Origin of the sequence: Pseudonocardia thermophila, from assembly GCF_900142365.1 — a bacterium.
GTDB classification, from domain to species: domain Bacteria; phylum Actinomycetota; class Actinomycetes; order Mycobacteriales; family Pseudonocardiaceae; genus Pseudonocardia; species Pseudonocardia thermophila.
Window position 1 is genome coordinate 24198 of sequence record NZ_FRAP01000021.1, and the last position, 18691, is coordinate 42888.

An 18691-nucleotide genomic window follows, 5' to 3' on the forward strand; every position below is an offset into this window, starting at 1 on the left:
TCATGCCGCCCGTGCTCGTGCGCCGGGAGGTTCGCGCCGATCACGCCCGCGTCCGCGGCGTGCATCTGGCCGCTTTCGCGCGTGAGGACGGCGCGCCGGTGGCCGAGGCCGACCTCGTCGACCGGCTGCGGGCCGGGCCGTGGTTCCTGCCCGCGTTGTCACTGGTCGCACTCGCCGCCCCGGACGCGCCGGGGGCCGACGTCGTGGGGCACGTGATCGCGACCCGCGGCACGATCGAGCCGTCCGGCGCCCCAGCGCTGGGTCTGGGCCCGCTCGGGGTGGTCCCGGCCTGGCAGCGCCGCGGGGTGGGCAGCGCGCTCATGCACGCGCTGCTGGGGGCGGCGGAGGCGACCGACGAGACGGTGGTGTGCCTGCTCGGCTCACCGCGCTACTACTGCCGCTTCGGGTTCCGCCCGGCCGTGGAGGCGGGCATCGCCGCGCCGGACCCGGCATGGGGCGGGGCGTTCCAGGTGCGCACGTTCGGCACCGGGCGGGTGCCGTCGGGCACGTTCCGCTACGCCGCACCGTTCGACGAGCTCTAGGTCGAGTCTGCGACCATGCCGCGATGACCGTGCTCGTCGTGATGGGCGTCTCGGGGAGCGGCAAGTCCACCGTCGCCGCGCGCCTGGCCGAACGACTCGGCTGGGACGTCCAAGAGGGCGACGACCTGCATCCCCCGGCCAACGTGGTGAAGATGCACTCCGGGCATCCGCTGACCGATGAGGACCGGTGGCCGTGGCTGGACGCAGTGGCGGCCTGGATCCGCGCGCACGTCGACGCGGGCGAGCCTGGCGTGATCACGTGCTCGGCGCTGCGGCGGGTGTACCGGGACCGGCTGCGCCGCGGCGCCGACGACCCCACCGTGGTGTTCGTCCACGTGACCGGCAGCCGCGAGCTGCTGGCCGCCCGCCTGGCCGCGCGGACGGGGCACTTCATGCCGCCCGGGCTGCTCGACTCCCAGCTGGCCACGCTGGAGATGCCCGACCCGGACGAGAACGTGATCACCCTCGATGCGGCCGAACCCCCGGAGACGATGGTCGCGGCCGTGGTCGAGCGGCTGGGCCGCGCCCCGTGACCGCCACCCCGTAACCGCACGGACACCGACGACGCCGCCCGCTCGGGGTACGGTCTGGCCGGGTGGCGGCGCCGATTCGACACCCGTCGCCATCCAGTACATGATCGTCGGACCGCGACCGGCGGACTCGCCGCCGGGACGCGATGGGCTGACGGGGGTCCGCATGCTCGACCGGCTCGAGGCGCGGCTGGCGCGGGAGCGCGCACTGGTCGTGGCCTTCTCCGGGGGTGCCGACTCAGCGCTCCTGGCGGTGGCCGCGCACCGGGTGCTGGGCGAGCGCGCGCTGGCCGTCACCGCGGTGTCGCCGAGCCTGCCCGAGCGCGAACGGCGAGCGGCCGCGGCGTTCGCGCGCCGCCACGGGGTGGCGCACGTCGAAGTGCGCACCGACGAGGCCGAGCGCCCGGAGTACGTGGCCAACGGCGGCGACCGCTGCGCGCACTGCAAGTCGGCGCTGCTCGACGCGCTCGCCCCGATCGCCGCGCTGGCCGGCGGGAAGATCGCGCTGGGCACCAACCTCGACGATCTCGGCGACCACCGCCCCGGCCAGCAGGCGGCCGCGGCGCGCGGCGCGATCGCCCCGTTCGTCGACGCCGGGCTCACCAAGGCCGACGTGCGCGCGATCAGCGCTCACCTGGACCTGGAGACCGCGGGGAAGCCGGCCGCGGCCTGCCTGGCGTCGAGGGTCGCGTACGGCGATCCGGTCACCCCGCAGCTGCTCGCGCGCATCGAGGCCGCCGAGGACGCGCTGCACGACCTGGGCTTCCTGATCTGCCGGGTGCGCACTCACGGCGACGGCGCGGTGGCCCGCATCGAGGTGCCGCCCGCCGATCTCGACGCCGCGCACGCTCGCCGGGCCGAGATCTCCGCCGCGGTCCGCCGGGCCGGTTTCCGGTTCTGCGCGCTCGATCTGGACGGCTTCGCGAGCGGGCGGATGAACGTGCTGCTCGGGATGCCGGCCGTGCACCCGTGACCGGGTTCCGCGACCTCGGCTGGGCCCGCCCCGACATCGACCGCGAGGCCCGCCTCGGGCTGCCCGAGGTCGTCTACGCACCGGGCAAGGAGCCCGCGCAGATCGCCGCCGTGGTGTCCAGCCTGCTCGCGGCCAACGCCGGCCCGGTCCTGGCGACCCGCGTGGAGCCGGGCACCGCGCAGGCCGTGCTCGCCGCAGTTCCCGACGGCGTGCACGAGCCGCGGGCGAAGCTGCTGCACTGGCGGGCGGCCGCACCGATGGCGTTCACCGTCGCGATCGTCGCCGCCGGCACGTCCGACGGCCCGGTGGCCGCGGAGGCCGCCGCCGTCGCCAGGGCGATCGGGCTGACCGTCGACGAGATCCACGACGTCGGCGTGGCCGGCGTCCACCGGTTGCTCGCGGTGCGCGACCGCATCGCCGCCGCCGACGCGGTCGTCTGCATCGCCGGCATGGAGGGCGCGCTGCCCAGCGTGGTCGCCGGGCTGGTCGCCGCCCCGGTGATCGCCGTGCCCACCTCCGTCGGGTACGGGGCGGCGTTCGACGGCGTCACGGCGCTGCTCGCGATGCTGTCGTCGTGCGCGGCGGGGGTCACCGTCGTCAACATCGACTCGGGCTTCGCGGCGGCCATGGCCGCGCACCGCATCGCCCGCTCCCGCGCATGATCCTCTGGCTCAACCCGCTCGGCGGGATCTCCGGCGACATGCTGCTCGGCGCGCTGCTCGGGCTCGGTGCCCCGCTCGACGAGGTGCGCGCGGCCGTCGCCACCACGGGACTGCCCGGCTGGGAGCTCTCCGCGGAGCAGGTGCGGCGCGGGGCGCTGCAGGCCTCCCGGGTGGTCGTCACCGTGGAACGGCAGCCGCCGCACCGGGCGGCCGCCGAGCTGCTGGAGGTCGCCGGCCGCGCCCGGCCCGCCCCCGTCGCGGAGCTGGCGACCCGGGCGATCAGCGCGCTCGCCGAGGTGGAGGGCGCGCTGCACGGCGTCGATCCCGCCGACGTGCACCTGCACGAGATCGGCGGCGTCGACACGGTCGTCGACGCGGTGGGGGTCGCCGCGGCCCTGCACCTGCTGGGAGTGGAAGCGGTGCACTGCACCGCGTTGCCGATCGGCACGGGCACGGTGCGGGGTGCCCACGGCGTGCTCCCCCTGCCCGCCCCGGCCACCGCGGCGCTGCTGGCGAAGGCCGGCGCGCAGGTCAGCGGAGTGCCCGGTCGCGGCGAGACGGTCACCCCCACCGGCATCGCCCTGCTGTGCGCCGCCGGTGCGGTGTTCGGGCCGGTGCCGGCGATGACCGTGCGCGCCGCCGCGTACGGGGCGGGCGGGCGGGACGACCCCGAGCGGCCCAACGTCGTGCAGGCGCTGCTCGGTGAGCCGGTCGGTGCGGTCGAGACCGTCGTGCAGCTGGAGACCACCGTCGACGACGTGTCCGGCGAGGTGCTCGGCCACGTGCTCGACCGGGTGCTGGCCGCGGGCGCGGCGGACGCGTGGATCACGCCGGTGACGATGAAGAAGTCCCGGCCCGGGCACGTCGTGCATGTGCTGTCCGCACCCGAGCGCGCTGCCGCGCTGGAGACGCTGCTGCTGCGCGAGACCGGGAGCCTCGGCGCCCGGCGACGGACCGTCGAGCGGGTGGTGCTGCCCCGCTCCACCAGCACGGTGACCGTCGAGGGGCACCCGGTGCGGATCAAGCACGGGCCGTGGGGGGCGAAGCCGGAGCACGACGACGTCGCCGCGGCGGCCGCCGCGCTCGGCTTGCCGCTGCGCGAGGTGGCGGAACGGGCACGGCGGGCGGCCGCGGCGGACCGCCCGCCCGACTGACGCTCAGGTTCCGAGCAACCCCTGCCCGATGAACTCCCCCGGCCGCGCCCCGCGCGGTACCGCGAACGTCGCCGACCCGATGTGCGTGATCCACTCGTTGAGCAGGTCGGACTCGGCGAGCCGGGTCTGCACGGGCACGAACGCCGTGGCGATGTCGGCCTGGTACGCCGCGAACAGCAGCCCCGCGTCCGGCAGGCCGTCGGTGGTCGGCCCGTCGTCGAAGCTGTAGCCGCGGCGGAACATCTTCTCGCCCTCCGTGCGGGCGGTCGCCTGCAGCACGTGCGAGCGGGCTGCCGCGATCGGGATGCCCCGACCGTCGACCATGCGGGGATCGACGTCGTCGGTCTCCAGCCCGCCCGTGACCGGGGCACCGGTGTCGAGCGTGCGGGCCACGACCATCTCCTTGCCCGCGCGGCCGAAGTCGTCCCAGGTCTCCAGCTCCATGCGGATCCGGCGCAGCACGAGCATGCTGCCGCCGACCAGCCAGTCCGGCCCCTCCCGGACCCAGACGGCCTGCTCGAACTCCGGGGTGCCCGGCACCGGGTTGGCGGAGCCGTCGCGCTGTCCCATGAGGTTGCGCGGCGTGGTGCCCTCCGGTTCGGCGCCCCGGGCCGGGTTGAACCCGCGCTGGGTCCAGCGCACGGTCGTGACCGACCGCGCGTCGCGGACCAGCCTGCGCAGCGCGTAGGAGAGCGGCACGGCGTCGTCGCTGCACACCTGCAGCAGCAGGTCGCCACCGCACCAGCGGGGATCCAGCCGATCCGTCCGGAACTCCGGCAGCTGCCGGATGATCGGCGGGCACTGGTCGGGCCTGCCGATCGCGTCGAACAACCCGGGCCCGAACCCGACGGTCACGGTGAGCCGCGCCGGGCGCGCGGGCAGCTCGGGATCGGCCGCACCGAGCGGCACCCGCCCGGCCATGAGGCGTTCGGCGTCGTCGGTGAGCAGCCGCAGCAACCGGCGCACGTCGGCGGTGCCGCTGCCCGGCCGCAGATCCAGCGCGACGAACGCGGCGTGCGCCTGGACCGGATGGGTCTCGATGCCCGGCTGGTGGTCGCCGTGGAACGGGACGGTCTCGGCCCCGAACGACGCCGGGGCCGCCGCGACCGGGTCGTCGCGTGCGGCGAGTCCGGCGCCGAGGGCGGCGCCACCGCCGGCGAGGACGGCGGCGCCGCCGACGAGCAGGGCCCGCCGCTTCAGCGGGGGTCCGCCGGGAGTCATCAGCCGTGGCTCCCGGACTCGTGCCCGCTCATCTCCCCGTCCTCGTACTTCTCCTCGCCCGCCGACACCTCCTTGGCCAGCGCGGTGAACGCCACCGTCGAGCCGTCGCCGAGGGTGAGGGTCACCTCGACCTGGTCACCGGCGCGGACCGGCGCGGTGAGGTCCATGAGCATGATGTGGTCGCCGCCGGGGGCGAGGGTGTGCGGTGAGCCGGGCTGCACGACGAACCCGCCCTCCTTCTGCCGCATCACCATGGCGCCGCCGGACTCGACGACCTCGTGCAGCTCGGTGCGCCCCGACACCGACGAGCTGGCCGACGCCACGGTCACGGGCGCGGACGTCGCGGTCAGGGTGCCGTAGACGGCGGTCATGCCCCCGTCGGCGGCCTTGACCCACGCGTCGGTGACGGTCAGGGCCGCGGTCTGCGCCACCGCGGCGGTGGCCGGGGGCGGGGTCGCGGAGGAGGCGGACCCGCCGCAGCCGACGAGCGTGGTGGCGGCGGCGAGGCCGACGCCGAGCAGCGCAAGACGCACAGGGAAAGACGTCACGGAAGGTGCCCTTTCATCGTCGCTCGGGATCCGGCCCGGGCGGGCCGGCGCACGCCGCCTCGACCTCGGTGGGAGGCGGCGGACGGGCGGCGACCACCGGCCGCGGGCGCATCGGGCGCCCGCGCCGGTCAGCCGATCGCCGCCGTCCCGAGCAGTGGCGGGCCGCGGCGCGGCGCCGCCCGCAGCAGCAGCGGTGCCCGGCAGAAGACCCGATGGCGGGGCGCGGCGACGATCCGCACCCGCGGCGGCGGGCACGGCGGGGCCGACGTCAGGACCCGGATCGGCAGCAGCAGCCGCGCCGCGCGTTCCGCGGGACCGTCGGCGCAGGCCAGCAGCAGGGCCGTGGCGAGCGCGGCGAGCGCGTGGGCCGCCAGCATCGTCCCGGCCGGGGCGGTGCCGTGGTGGGCGTCCAGCACGGAGAAGATCGCGTGCAGCGGCGCCTGGATGAGCACCAGTGTCACCGCGGCCACGAGCGGGTTGTGCCGGCGCAACCCGGAGAAGATCGCCTCGACCAGCACCACCAGCAACGCGAGCACCGGCAGTGCGGGCACCGCGCCGTGCGCGCTCACGCCCAGCAGCACCGCCACGGCGGCGTAGAGAGACGAGCGTGCGCGCGAGGACGACCACGGCGCAGGCACGGTCCGGAGCATAGATCAGCGCCCTGTGCGGCCCCGGTCACGCACCAGCGCCGGCCGATCGGGCGGTCACCTCCACCCAGCACTGCTCCACCCGCCCCGTCCCCCGTCCGTGCGCGGACCACCGCGCCGCGGCCTGAGCGGCGGCGAACAGCTCGGCCCGGTCCCCCGCCGCGGTGGCGTGCGCGGCGGCGTGCTGCAGGCACGCGCCGACGTGGCGGGCGAGATCGGCGTAGCTCACGTCGACGCGGTGGCGGGTGCGGACCTGGATCTCGGTCAGTCCGGCCTGCCGGGCCCACCACGCCAGCCGACCGCCCGCGCACGGATCTCCGCCGGAGCGGCGGCGCAGACCGACGTACGCGGAGAGGGCGCGGTGCACGTCGCGGTCGCGGGGCAGCACGCGCGCCCCGCCCCAGTCGGAGCTGGACAGCGCCACCCGCCCGCCGGGGCGCAGGACCCGGCGGAACTCGACCAGCGCGCGGTCCGGGCGGGCGAGGTGCTCCATCAACGCGTGGGCGAAGACGAGGTCGACCACGCCGTCCGCGACGGGCAGGGCGTAGGCGGACCCGGCGACGAACGCCGCCGCCGGGCAGCGCTCCCGCGCGGTGGCGAGGTTCGCCCGGGTGAGATCGACGCCGAGCACGCTCCCCTCGGGCCCCGCGGGGTCGACGAGGAGCGCGGTGAGCGTCCCGGCGCCGCAGCCGACGTCCAGCACCCGCGCGCCGGGCTCGACGAGCTCCAGGGCGAACGCCACCCGCTCCGCCACGGTGGGGTGGCGGAGTTCGGAACGTCCGGGCGGGGACCGGTCCATCCGCCTCCTCGGCCAAGCGCTGGCTACCCGAGTGAAGCAGAGTTCCCCCGGCGGGACCGCATGATTCCGCACTGCACCCGGACGGGCGACGCGGTCCTTCGGCTGATCGGACGACCGATCACGACGGCGCACAGCTGATCAGCTACGCCCGGTAGCAGCATCAACGGACCACCCGTTCTGTCCACCACGATCCTGTCGCCGCAGGTCAGCGCGCCGTGACCACGGAGGATCCGGCCCGGAGGGCCCGCCCGCTCGACGAAGAGCACCTGCCCCATGCGCACCCACCGCCTCGTGGCGGCACTCGTCGGCGCCGCGCTCGCCCTGACCACCGCGGCGTGCGGGGAGACGGTCACGTCGAACGGGCCGCCGACGATCGCGATCGTGGCGAAGGCGTTCCAGCGCCAGTTCTGGCAGGCCGTCAAGCAGGGCGCGGAGCAAGAGGCCGCACGGCAGAACGTGCGCGCTCCGTTCGAGGGCCCGGCGACCGAGGCCGACGTCGAGGGCCAGATCCGCATGCTCACCAACGTGCTGGCGCGACGACCGGCCGCGATCGGGTTCGCCGCGCTGGACCCGCAGGCCGCTGCTCCCCTGCTGGAGCAGGCGCAGCAGCGCGACATCCCGGTGAACGCGTTCGACTCGGGGGTCGACTCCGACCTGCCGCTCACGACGGCCGCAACCGACAACAACGCCGCCGCCGAGGCGGCTCGGCGGATGGCCGCGGCGATCGGCGGGCGCGGCACCGTCGCGCTCGTCGTCCACGACGCGGCGAGCCGCGCCGACCGCCGCGACGGCTTCGTCGAGTGGATGCGGGCCGACGCGCCGGGCGTGCAGCTGCTGGAGACGTGGTACGGCGGCGGCGACCCCACGACCTCCGCGGAGATCACCGAGTCGCTGCTGGCGGCGCACCCGGATCTCGCCGGGATCTACGGCTCGAACGACGCGATCCGCAGCGGCGTGATCCTCGGCGCGATCACGCAGAACCCGGTGGGCATGGGGGAGCAGACCGTCGCCGCCGCTGTGAAGGCGATCAGGGCGAGGAGCTACCGAAGGTCATCGACACCGGCTTCTTCTGGTACGACCGGTCGAACATCGACAGCCCGCAGATCCAGGCCGTCGTCCACCAGTAACGCGCACCGCGGCACCGATCACTGGCCCGGGAAGCCATCGCCCGCGACACTCTGCGGTGTGGAACCGGTGGCGCGGGCTCGGCTGTTCGGCCGGTTCGAGCTGTGCCTCGGACAGACCCGTGTGCCGCCGCTGGAGTCGGGGCGGGCCGAGTCGCTGCTGGCGTACCTGCTGCTGCACCGGTCCGCGCCGACGCCCCGCCAGCGGGTCGCGTTCCTGCTCTGGCCGGACTCCACCGAGGCGCAGGCCCGCACCAACCTGCGGCACCTGCTGCACACGCTGCGCCGCCGCCTGCCCGATGCCGATCGCTACCTGGACGTCACCGCCCGGACGATCGGGTGGCGGGCGGACGCCCCGTGCCGGCTCGACGTCGAGGAGTTCGAGGCGCTGGTCGACGCGGCGGACGAGGCGCGGCTGCGGCAGGCCGTCGCGCTCTACACCGGGGACCTGCTGGAGGGCAGCTACGACGACTGGCTGCGCGTCGAGCGGGAGCGGCTGCGCCACCGCCAGATCGACGCGCTGGGCCGGCTCGCCGCCCTGTGCGAACAGCGCGGCGACCTGGCTGCGGGGATCGAGTTCGCGGAGCGGCAGCGGCGTCTCGACCCGTTCCGCGAGGAGACCTACCGCCGGCTCGTGCACTGGTACGTGGCCCGCGGCGACCGGGCCCGGGCGGTGCTGACCTACCACGTGTGCAGCTCCACGTTGCAGCGCGAGCTGGGCGTGCGGCCGTCGGCGGAGACGGAGGCGGTGTACCGGCGGCTGGTCCACGCCGCGGGCCCGGCCGGATCGGCCCCGGCCCTCGTCGGCCGCGACCGCGAGCTGGCCCGGCTCGACGCCGTGTGGCGGTCCGCCGAGACCGGCCACGGCGGGCTCGTGCTGGTCAGCGGTGAGGCCGGGGTGGGCAAGACCCGGCTGGTCGAGGAGTTCCGCCGTCGCTGCGCCGCCCACGGGCCGGTGATCGCGGACGCCCGCTGCTACCCCTCGCTCGCGTACGCCCCGGTGGTCGCGTGGCTGCGGGCCCCGGCGCTGCGGGCCCGGGCGGCGCGGCTGCCGGCCGCCTGGCGCACGGAGCTGGCGCGGCTGCTGCCGGAGGTGCTGGCCGAGTCACCCGATCTTCCGCCGCCGGTGCCCTTGCCGGAGGCCGACCAGCGCAGGAGGCTGTTCGAGGCCGTCGCCGCCACCGTCGTCGACGGCGGCCGGCCGACGCTGCTCGTCGTGGACGACGTCCAGCACGCCGACCGGGAGACCTGCCGGTTGCTGCACTACCTGCTGCGCGGCCGGCCCGACGCGCGGCTGCTCGTCGTCGCGACGGCCCGGCGCGAGGACGTCCAGGACGACCACCCGGTCCACGAGCTGCTGACCGACCTGCGCGCCGCCGGTCGGTGCACGCAGATCGATCTGGACCGGCTCGACCGCGCCGAGACGGCCGTGCTGGCCGAGCGGCTCGGCGCCCGCCTGTCCCCCGCCGATGCCGGTCGGCTGCACGAAGAGACCGAGGGCAATCCGCTGTTCGTCGTCGAGGCGCTGCGCGGCGGCTGGACGCCGGGGCGTCCGCTCAGCCCGCGGGTGCAGGCGGTGATCGAGGCGCGGCTGGCGCAGCTCGGCCCGCAGGCCAGGCAGCTGGCCGGGCTCGCGGCCGCGGTGGGCCGGGAGTTCTCCACGGACGTGCTGGCCGCAGCCGCCGAGGCCGACGCCGACGCGCTGGCGGACGGGCTGGACGAGCTGTGGCGGCGGCAGATCATCCGTGAGCGCGAGGGCTCCAGCACCTACGACTTCACGCACGACCGGATCCGTCAGGTCGCCTTCCAGGGCGTGGGTCCGATCCGCCGGCGCAGGCTGCACGCACGCATCGCCGCGGCGCTGGAGCGCATCCACGGCGACGACCCGGGTCCGGTGAGCCTGCAGATCGCCACACACCTCGACCGCGCCGGGGAGGTCGGGCGCGCCGTCGAGTGGTACGTCCGAGCTGCCGACGCCGCGCAGGTCCTGCACGCGAGCCGGCAGGCCGCGGACGTGCTGGGCCGCGCGCTGGAGCTGCTGGGCGGGCTGCCCGCCTCGGCCGAGCGCGACGCCCGTGAGCTCGATGTCCGCACTGCGCTGCTCGCGCCGCTGGTGGTCGTCACGACCTACGGGTCCCCGCGGATGTGGGACAACCAGCGCCGCGCACTGGAGCTCTCCCGAGCGCACGGCGTCGAGCCCGCACCGCGGCTGCTGCGCTCGCTCGCGGTGAGCGCGCTGGTCCGCTCCGAGTTCGCCGAGGCCACCGAGTTCGGCCGGCAGCTGCGCCGGGTCGCGGAGCGCGACGGCGACCGGGTGTCGCTCGTCGAGTCCGCGTACGTGCTGGGCATCGCGGCGTTCTGGCAGGCCGGTCTGCAGACGGCGCGCCGCGAGTTCGAGCTGGCCGTGCAGCGCTACCGGCCGGCGGACCACCCGGCGCACGTCCTGCACTACGGCAACGACCCGAAGGTCGTCTGCCAGAGCAGGCTCGCGAACACCCTGTGGTTCCTCGGTCTGCCCGACGAGGCCCGCGCTGCCAGGGACGCGGCGCTCGCGTGGGCGGCCGAGGTGGGGCACCGCTACAGCCGCTCCGTCGCGGTCACGTTCGCCGCGCTGCTCGCCCTGGACATGGGCGACGAGGAGGAGCTGCGCAAGCAGGTCGCCGAGCTGACCGTCATCGGCTCCGAACCGGTTTCGGAGCACGTCGTCGCCGCGTTCACCGGTTACCTCACCGTGCTCGACGGCGATCCCGACGTGGGCCTCGTGCCGATCAGGGCCGCAGTGGAGCACACCCGCGGCGGTGGGGACGCCCCCGGCCACCACGCCGTCATGCTGCGGCTGCTGCTCGCCGCCTGCCAGGCCGCCGGTGACGACGCCGCAGCGGCCGCGGTCGCCGAGCGGATGCTCGCGATGGGCGGCACCGCCCGGCTCTGGGCGCCGACCGCCCGGCGGGTGCTGGCCCGCGCCTGACCGGCGCCGTTCCGCGGAACGGTCGTGGAACGCCCGGCTCGCCACAGTTCCTCCGCACCGGCTCGGAGGAGGACCCATGACCACGACCACGAACGTCCACGGCACGATGCTGCGCCCCGGCGACGACGGCTACGACGAGACCCGCAAGGTCTGGAACGCCGCGATCGACCACCGTCCGGCGGTGATCGCCCGCTGCTCCTCACCGGCGGACGTCGCAGCGGCCCTGGAGTACGGGCAGGTGAACGGGCTGGAGATCGGCGTGCGCGGCGGCGGGCACAACTACGGCGGGGCGGCCGTGCCGGAGGACGGGCTGATGATCGACCTGCGCGGGCTGGACCAGGTCGTCGTCGATCCAGCGACCCGGCGGGCGCGCTGCGGCGGCGGGGCCACCCAGGCCCAGCTCGACGCCGCTGCCCAGGCCCACGGGCTCGCGGTCACCGGCGGCACGATCAGCCACACCGGCGTCGGCGGCCTCACCCTCGGCGGCGGCATGGGCTGGCTGACCCGCGCGCACGGACTGACGATCGACAACCTGGTCTCGGCCGAGATCGTGCTGCCCGACGGCCGCTGCGTCCGCGCCTGCGCCGACGAGCACCCGGACCTGCTGTGGGCGGTGAAGGGCGGCGGCGGCAACTTCGGCGTGGTGACCGAGTTCGAGCTGCAACTGCACCCGGTCGGCCCGATGGTGCACCTCGGGATCCTGCTGTGGGACGCCGAGCACGCCGGTGAGGGCCTGCGCGTGGCCCGGGACGTCGCGAACGGGCTGCCCCGGGACGCCGGCGCGATCATCGTGGCGCTCAACGCCCCACCCGCCCCGTTCATCCCCCAGGAGCACCACTTCGCGCTGTGCGTCGGGCTCTTCGTCGTCGGCCTGTCGTCCGCGGACGCGCACGCAACCCTGCTCGCCCCGGCGCGCGCCGTGCCGCCGATGGTCGACTTCACCACCGAGCTGCCGTACTGCGCGCTGCAGCAGCTGCTCGACGAGGCCGCCCCGTACGGCGCCGCGCACGCCTACAACCGGGCGCTCTACCTCGACGATCTCACCGACGCCGCGATCGACGTGCTCGCGGAGCGGCTGCCGCGCAAGGCGTCTCCGATGAGCCTGATCCCGATCTTCTCACTCGGCGGCGCGTTCGCCGACGTCCCCGACGATGCCACCGCGTTCGGCGGCCGCCGCAGCGCCCGCTTCGCCGTCAACATGGACGCCATCGGGCCCGACGCGGACACGATGGCCGCCGACCGGCAGTGGGTGCAGGAGCTGTGGACGGCGCTGCTGCCGCACGCCGGCGGACCGGGCAGCTACGTCAACTTCATGACCGAGTACGAGCAGGACCGCGTCCGCGCCGCGTACGGGACGGCGAAGTACGACCGGCTGGCCGCGATCAAGGCCGTCTACGACCCGGACAACGTCCTGCACCGCAACGCGAACATCGTGCCGATGCGGTGACGTCAGGTCCGCCGCGGCACGCTGCCCAGGGCCAGCACGGCGGCCACGGCCGCCACGACGGCCAGCCCGGCGAACACCGGCGGGTAGCCGCCCACCAGTTCGGCGAGCGCGGCCCCGGCCCACGGGGACAGCGAGGTGGCGATCATCGCCGGGGCGTTGAGGATCCCGTTCAGCCGACCGTAGTGGGCGGAGCCCCAGCGGTCGCTCACCGCGGTGGCCTGCAGCAGCGTGAAGATCCCGCGGACGGCCCCGGCGAGCATCGCTGCGGCGACCAGCAGCCAGCCGGGCCCGGGCAGCACCCCGAGCAGCAAAGTGGTGCCGGCGGCCGCGGCCATGATCGTCACGGTGCGGGCGCGCACGGGTTGCACCCGCGCCATCCACCCGTACCCGAGTCGACCGAGGACCTGCCCGAACCCGCCCAGGCCGAGCGCCCACGCCGCCTCGGCCGTGGAGAGTCCGCGGTCGATCAGCAGCGGCACCTGGTTGACGACGACCGCGAACACCGCGAACGTCGCCAGCGTCATCGCCACCAGCAGCACGACGAACGGCCGGCTGCGCACCACGACGGCGGGTGCGTGCGCCTCGCCCCCGCCGGGCGCCGCGGGATCCGGGGCCGGCCAGGAGCCGCGCAGCCCGAACAGGTGCGCGGGGATGGTCAGCACGGCCAGGACCACGGCGAGCACCAGGTAGCTCGTGCGCCACCCGAAGGCCTCCACCAGGGCGGCGGTGACCGGCGCGAAGATCGTGCTCGCGAGCCCGGCCAGCAGCGTCAAGGCGGTCAGCGCCGTGACCCGACGCGGCCCCCACCAGCGGGTCAGCGCCGCGAACGCGGGCGGGTAGAGCGTGCCGGACATCGCGACCCCGGCCAGCAACCAGCCCGCGACGAACACCGGCAGCGACGGGGCCAGCGCGATCGTGAGGAGAGCCGGGGCGGCCAGCACCGACCCAGCCGTCATGACCGCGCGCGGCCCGTACCGGTCGAGCCAGCGCCCCACCAGGATGCCGACGAGCGCGTTCACCACCAGCCCGGCGGAGAACGCCGCGGTGAGCGCCGCGATCGACCAACCGGTGTCGTCCGCGATCGACGGGCCCAGCACAGGGAACGCGTAGTAGAGCACGCCCCAGCTGACGATCTCGGTGCCGCACAGGACCACGAGCACCCGGCGCTGCCCGGCCTCGCTCAGCCCCGCAGCGGTCGACGGCCCGGCCTCCCCGCCCGACACACGGCCTCCCTCCGACGTCGATCGTTCGGGGATCAGCCTCTCACCGAGCGGACGGGGATGCGCTGATCTCTTCCGGCGGTGCACTGGGCACGGCGTGTCAGTCCACATATCCCCGGATCGAGTGACGATCGCCATACGGTCGTTCACCGTCTGCGACGGGCACCGGAGGGGGACACGGTGGGCAAGCCCGACCAGCCGCGCGACAGCGCGGCAGGTGGCGCAAACGCGGCGGCGGAGTACTGGCGGCGGTGATCGTCGCGTTGGCAGCGGCGTTCGGCAGCGGCTCCGGCACCGTCGCCGGGAGCAGCGGCGCCGCAGCGGGTTCCGGCACCAGCATCAGCAGCGGTTCCGGCGCACGCGCTGCTCAGGGCACGCGAGGCAAGGCGCGCGACCGCAGCAGCACGGCGGCGGTGCAGCGGCTCGCCAGGTCCGGCTTCCAGGTGCGCGAACGCGCCACCGACGCCGGTTCGGACTGCGCGGCGCACTCCTACGGGCAGGTGCAGGAGTTCTTCCGCACCCACCCGTGCGAGGCGTACTTCCGCAGTCTGCTCGAGGTCCGCGAGGGCCCCGCCGTCGTGCTCGTCGCCATCGCATGGGTGGACATGCCCGACGCCGAGCAGGCGCGCCGGCTCAAGGCCCTCATGGACCGCCACGGCACCGGCAACCTCACCGAGCTCTCCCGCGAGCGCGGCGGCCAGCGCTTCACGGGCATGCACTACACCTCCGCCCGCGAGGACACGACGGTGATCAATGTGCAGGCCGAGCCCGTGGGCCGTACGCGAGTTGCGATCACACTCGCGCGCCGCATCGTCGAGACGGCGGGTTGAGGTACGGCAGAGTTCTACCGGGAGTGACGATCCACGTGCATCACGCGGGGCGATGCACAAGACGGTGCGCGGCTTCCGCGTCGCTCGGTGGCGAGAGGTAGAGCAGGTGGCGACGACGCCCTCGTAGAGGCCGTGCACAGTCGCGCGGCAACAGAGCAGTGGGTTTCGTGTCGCGATTGATGTCGCGTGGGCCCCACTGACGATCTTGACCAGGGCGTTTGCCCTGGTCAAGGGTGGAGCGGGCGACGGGAATCGAACCCGCGTAGCCAGTTGGAAGGTAGAACCTCGACGCGGTCGATGCCTTCCACCTGCGGCTTTGCCAACGCAACAGCGTCTTCACCGCGCTCCGCGGTCCCTGTCGGCCAACAGTTCGCGTCACAGGTGATGTCACGGCGTGTCGACCTCACACCGTGCGTCTGAGCAACGGACGTCCGAGCTGTGACGCGGTGGCGGGTCTTCCCCGCGTCCGCGGGGGACGACCCCCGGGTCGACATCTTCGACCAGTTGCCGATGGGACCACCCCCGCGTCCGCGGGGACGACATCGCGGCTAAACGGCGAGATCATCGGCGTGCCGGGACCACCCCCGCGTCCGCGGGGACGACGCCGACGAGATCGAGCGCGGTCCGCAGCCCGCGGGACCACCCCCGCGTCCGCGGGGACGACCTGTCCTCGCCCGAGACCGGCGGGAGGGTCTCGGGACCACCCCCGCGTCCGCGGGGACGACAACCGGGCCGCCACGACGGCGAGGTCCCAGCCGGGACCACCCCCGCGTCCGCGGGACGACCCGGCCGCCCCGATCTCCCGCCGCTGCTGTTCCTGGACCACCCCCGCGTCCGCGGGGACGACGGCCGTTCGGGCGACACCGACATGGTGGACTCGGGACCACCCCCGCGTCCGCGGGGACGACCGCCCAACCCCAAGGAGAACACCGTGTCCGATGGGACCACCACCGCGTCCGCGGGGACGACTGGTCGTGCGGCTGGGGCGGCACCGCGAAGCTGGGACCACCCCCGCGTCCGCGGGGACGACCGTCCGCGCGTGGCCATCTTCCGCATCAAGGAAGGACCACCCCCGCGTCCGCGGGGACGACGGAGTTGCGATACTCCTCCCACCGCTTGGTCATGGACCACCCCCGCGTCCGCGGCGACGACGGCGCCGTAATTGCTCGGCTCCGGCGCGCAGAGGGACCACCCCCGCGTCCGCGGGGACGACCGGCCCGCCGACGAGAGGTACCAGATCTGCGGGGGACCACCCCGCGTCCGCGGGGACGACTGCGCCTCGGCCAGCTCCGCGGCGAGCCGCTCGGGACCACCCCCGCGTCCGCGGGGACGACTCGCCTGCGATGGGCCAGCGGCCGCGGCGGGCGGGACCACCCCCGCGTCCGCGGGGACGACTCGCCTGCGATGGGCCAGCGGCCGCGGCGGGCGGGACCACCCCCGGCGTCCGCGGGGACGACCGGATCGACGTCCACAGCTCGACCGCGGCCGAGGGACCACCCCCGCGTCCGCGGGGACGACCGTCACCGGCGGCGGCGCGGCCTGTCGACGCTGGGACCACCCCCGCGTCCGCGGGGACGACAAGGTCGGCGATCTGGCCAAGGTGGCGGTGACGGGACCACCCCCGCGTCCGCGGGGACGACATGCCCTCGTACCACTCGATCACCCGGAGCGCGGGACCACCCCCGCGTCCGCGGGGACGACCTACCCCACCTACGAGGTGGGCGTGAAGCTGGCGGACCACCCCCGCGTCCGCGGGGACGACACCTACACGATCAGGGTGCGCGGCGCGAAGAAGGGACCACCCCCGCGTCCGCGGGGACGACCGCATGTGGTCCTCATGGCACAGGTGCAGCAGGGGACCACCCCCGCGTCCGCGGGGACGACCTCTGGCACACCACCAGCGAAGAGAAGCGGCAAGGACCACCCCCGCGTCCGCGGGGACGACCTTCCACCGTCTCAGCTGTCAATGCGCCCTCGAGGACCACCCCCGCGTCCGCGGGGACGACCTTCACCGTCCGCACCGTAAAGGGGATCAGCGGGGACCACCCCCGCGTCCGCGGGGACGACTCCCCGATCGTCCCGTCCGATGAGCGGTCCCGAGGACCACCCCCGCGTCCGCGGGGACGACCCTCACTTCACAGGGCACGCGCCAGTGGCGCAGGGACCACCCCCGCGTCCGCGGGGACGACGCCTCGTGCGTCTCCCACACACCACGGGCACCGGGACCACCCCCGCGTCCGCGGGGACGACTCCTTGTCCAGATGGGGCGGGACATGCTCGCCGGGACCACCCCCGCGTCCGCGGGGACGACCGGCGCCGCTGACGACCGAGACGCTGCGTCTGGGGACCACCCCCGCGTCCGCGGGGACGACACCGAGGTGAACGTCGCGTTCCACGAGACGGCGGGACCACCCCCGCGTCCGCGGGGACGACGTCACCTCCTCCAGCTCCACCCCGCTGTCGAGGGGACCACCCCCGCGTCCGCGGGGACGACAGGGTGACCGGCCACGTCTGCCCGTCGGCCGCGGGACCACCCCCGCGTCCGCGGGGACGACCCGCCGTCGGTGAAGTCGACGAACGCCGCGGTGGGACCACCCCCGCGTCCGCGGGGACGACCCCGCCTGGTCAACGAGGAAGCAAGTCGATCCGGGACCACCCCCGCGTCCGCGGGGACGACCGGCCTTGCGGCACCGGCTCGGATCGGACGGGGGGACCACCCCCGCGTCCGCGGGGACGACGGGATCGGGGGCGGGGGCCCGTCCGTCCGGTTGGGACCACCCCCGCGTCCGCGGGGACGACCGTAGGTCGGGGTGAACTGAAACCCGTCCAGGGGGACCACCCCCGCGTCCGCGGGGACGACCGCCCGACCGTGAAGCTCGAGCCCGGCGAGGAGGGACCACCCCCGCGTCCGCGGGGACGACGCACCGATTCGATCCGACGATCGGCGTCGGGTGGGGACCACCCCCGCGTCCGCGGGGACGACACTTCCTGACCTGCGCGAATAACGCCGCCTGACATCAAATTCGTTCGACTTCAGCCTCTCCTGAACCTTCGTCGACGGCTGGCGATGCTCCACCCGAGGGTCCGGTCGTCTCCCGAGACGGGCGGCGTGGCGTCCGATGAGTTCGGACGCAGCATGAGCGTGATGCCGTCGATGTCGATGGGCTGCCAGTTGTGGTTGTGCACGCGGAACGCCAGGCCCTGCTCGGAGTCGTTGGCGAAGACCATGATCGCCCGCCCGGTCTTGACCATGTCGAGGGTCCGTTCCCAGAGCCGATCACGCACGCGGGCTGAGACGCGACCGACGAAGACGCCGGTGGAGATCTCCAGGAGCCAGCGGGTGAGGTGGCCCCGGAGTCCAACGGGGCAGGCCGCTACGACGAGGACGGTCACCAGTCCTCCTCCAGCCAGCCGGAGATCTCGGCGTAGGAGGTGTCGAAGTCCTCGGAGTCGCCGTACGCGGTTCCAGCCCTGACCTGGCGACCGTTGTTGTCCCACAGCATCACGACGTCAGCCGCGAGTTCGTCGTCGCCGGCTTCCTGGTCGTCGAGCAGCAGCGACTTGATGTCGTGGACGCACTTCTCGAGGAAGGCGCCGCCTTTCATCCGATCACGTACTGCTCGCCGGGTGGCGGCTCCGATGTCGGCGACGGGCTCGCTCGCGATGTCGAACGCTATGGGGATCGCGATGTCGGTCTTGTACAGGTCGGCGATGTCGAAGACGAACGACAGGACGTGGCCGGTGTGGATGAACCCCAGTCCGGGCGCGCAGCCGAGCGCGACGATGGCAGCGTGCACGACTCCGTAGAGACTGGTATTGGCTGCCGAGAGCGCTTGGTTGATCGTGTCCCGGCGGCGAAGTCGTCGACGACGTAGTCACGGCGGGTCCATTCGACGCCGGTCCGTTCGGCGTGTTCACGGTAGATGCGGCGGACCCGGGCGCCTTCTCGACCGCGGAGCTGCTGCATCGTCAGGTGGGAGACGTCCTCGCCGGCGAATCGCATCTCGTACATGCGCCGGGCAACAG

Annotated in this window: 15 protein-coding genes and 1 CRISPR repeat array; of the genes, 8 read left to right on the plus strand and 7 right to left on the minus strand. The window is 74.8% G+C overall.

From position 1 onward, the window contains the following. Positions 1-2: 2 nt before the first annotated feature. From BUE41_RS23800 to larC, 5 genes are all read left to right on the plus strand, one after another. Entirely contained in the window at positions 3-542 is a 540-nt protein-coding gene (locus tag BUE41_RS23800; protein WP_200804085.1) for a GNAT family N-acetyltransferase, read from the plus strand. Positions 543-565: 23 nt separating this feature from the next. Further along, the gene (locus BUE41_RS23805) at positions 566-1075 is read left to right on the plus strand and encodes a gluconokinase (protein WP_073459546.1); all 510 of its coding nucleotides are present in this window, start codon (positions 566-568) and stop codon (positions 1073-1075) included. Positions 1076-1238: 163 nt separating this feature from the next. Then, positions 1239-2045 carry an ATP-dependent sacrificial sulfur transferase LarE gene (larE, locus tag BUE41_RS23810; RefSeq protein ID WP_073459623.1) on the plus strand — a complete coding sequence of 269 codons (807 nt, stop codon included), beginning with the start codon at positions 1239-1241 and terminating at the stop codon, positions 2043-2045. Further along, positions 2042-2707 carry a nickel pincer cofactor biosynthesis protein LarB gene (gene larB / locus BUE41_RS23815; RefSeq protein ID WP_073459547.1) on the plus strand — a complete coding sequence of 222 codons (666 nt, stop codon included), beginning with the start codon at positions 2042-2044 and terminating at the stop codon, positions 2705-2707. The genes larE and larB overlap by 4 nt, the downstream gene beginning before the upstream one ends. After that, the gene (gene larC, locus BUE41_RS23820) at positions 2704-3861 is read left to right on the plus strand and encodes a nickel pincer cofactor biosynthesis protein LarC (protein ID WP_073459548.1); all 1158 of its coding nucleotides are present in this window, start codon (positions 2704-2706) and stop codon (positions 3859-3861) included. The genes larB and larC overlap by 4 nt, the downstream gene beginning before the upstream one ends. A 3-nt stretch (positions 3862-3864) precedes the next feature. Here larC and BUE41_RS23825 read toward each other — a convergent pair whose 3' ends face one another. The 4 genes from BUE41_RS23825 to BUE41_RS23840 form a co-directional block, all read right to left on the minus strand. Beyond that, positions 3865-5082, minus strand: coding sequence for a Dyp-type peroxidase (locus BUE41_RS23825; RefSeq protein WP_073459549.1), 1218 nt, complete (start codon positions 5080-5082; stop codon positions 3865-3867). After that, a complete protein-coding gene (locus BUE41_RS23830; RefSeq protein WP_143172322.1) occupies positions 5082-5630 on the minus strand; it encodes a copper chaperone PCu(A)C in 549 nt (182 codons plus the stop codon). The genes BUE41_RS23825 and BUE41_RS23830 overlap by 1 nt, the downstream gene beginning before the upstream one ends. Before the next feature lie 128 nt (positions 5631-5758). Further along, a complete protein-coding gene (locus tag BUE41_RS23835) occupies positions 5759-6268 on the minus strand; it encodes a hypothetical protein (RefSeq protein WP_143172323.1) in 510 nt (169 codons plus the stop codon). A 37-nt stretch (positions 6269-6305) separates the two neighbouring features. Then, positions 6306-7076 carry a methyltransferase domain-containing protein gene (locus BUE41_RS23840; protein WP_073459551.1) on the minus strand — a complete coding sequence of 257 codons (771 nt, stop codon included), beginning with the start codon at positions 7074-7076 and terminating at the stop codon, positions 6306-6308. 273 nt (positions 7077-7349) lie between these two features. Here BUE41_RS23840 and BUE41_RS23850 point away from each other — a divergent pair, with 273 nt between their 5' ends. After that, positions 7350-11168: a substrate-binding domain-containing protein gene (locus tag BUE41_RS23850; RefSeq protein WP_073459553.1), complete on the plus strand. Its 3819-nt coding sequence runs from the start codon at positions 7350-7352 to the stop codon at positions 11166-11168. A 76-nt stretch (positions 11169-11244) separates the two neighbouring features. After that, entirely contained in the window at positions 11245-12615 is a 1371-nt protein-coding gene (locus BUE41_RS23855; protein WP_073459554.1) for an FAD-binding oxidoreductase, read from the plus strand. Positions 12616-12617: 2 nt separating this feature from the next. Here the strand turns inward: BUE41_RS23855 and BUE41_RS23860 are convergent, their stop codons facing one another. Next, positions 12618-13838: an MFS transporter gene (locus tag BUE41_RS23860; protein WP_234997524.1), complete on the minus strand. Its 1221-nt coding sequence runs from the start codon at positions 13836-13838 to the stop codon at positions 12618-12620. 248 nt (positions 13839-14086) lie between these two features. On the opposite strand from BUE41_RS23860, the gene BUE41_RS23865 reads away from it, so the two are divergent. Further along, positions 14087-14665: a hypothetical protein gene (locus BUE41_RS23865; protein WP_073459555.1), complete on the plus strand. Its 579-nt coding sequence runs from the start codon at positions 14087-14089 to the stop codon at positions 14663-14665. A 512-nt stretch (positions 14666-15177) separates the two neighbouring features. Continuing rightward, positions 15178-17648: a CRISPR direct-repeat array (repeat unit 29 nt; unit sequence GGGACCACCCCCGCGTCCGCGGGGACGAC). Between the two features lie 50 nt (positions 17649-17698). Here BUE41_RS23865 and cas2e read toward each other — a convergent pair. Both cas2e and BUE41_RS32195 read right to left on the minus strand, forming a co-directional pair. Then, positions 17699-18058: a type I-E CRISPR-associated endoribonuclease Cas2e gene (gene cas2e / locus BUE41_RS23870; RefSeq protein WP_073459556.1), complete on the minus strand. Its 360-nt coding sequence runs from the start codon at positions 18056-18058 to the stop codon at positions 17699-17701. After that, entirely contained in the window at positions 18055-18507 is a 453-nt protein-coding gene (locus BUE41_RS32195; RefSeq protein ID WP_234997541.1) for a CRISPR-associated endonuclease Cas1, read from the minus strand. The genes cas2e and BUE41_RS32195 overlap by 4 nt, the downstream gene beginning before the upstream one ends. Positions 18508-18691: the final 184 nt, after the last annotated feature.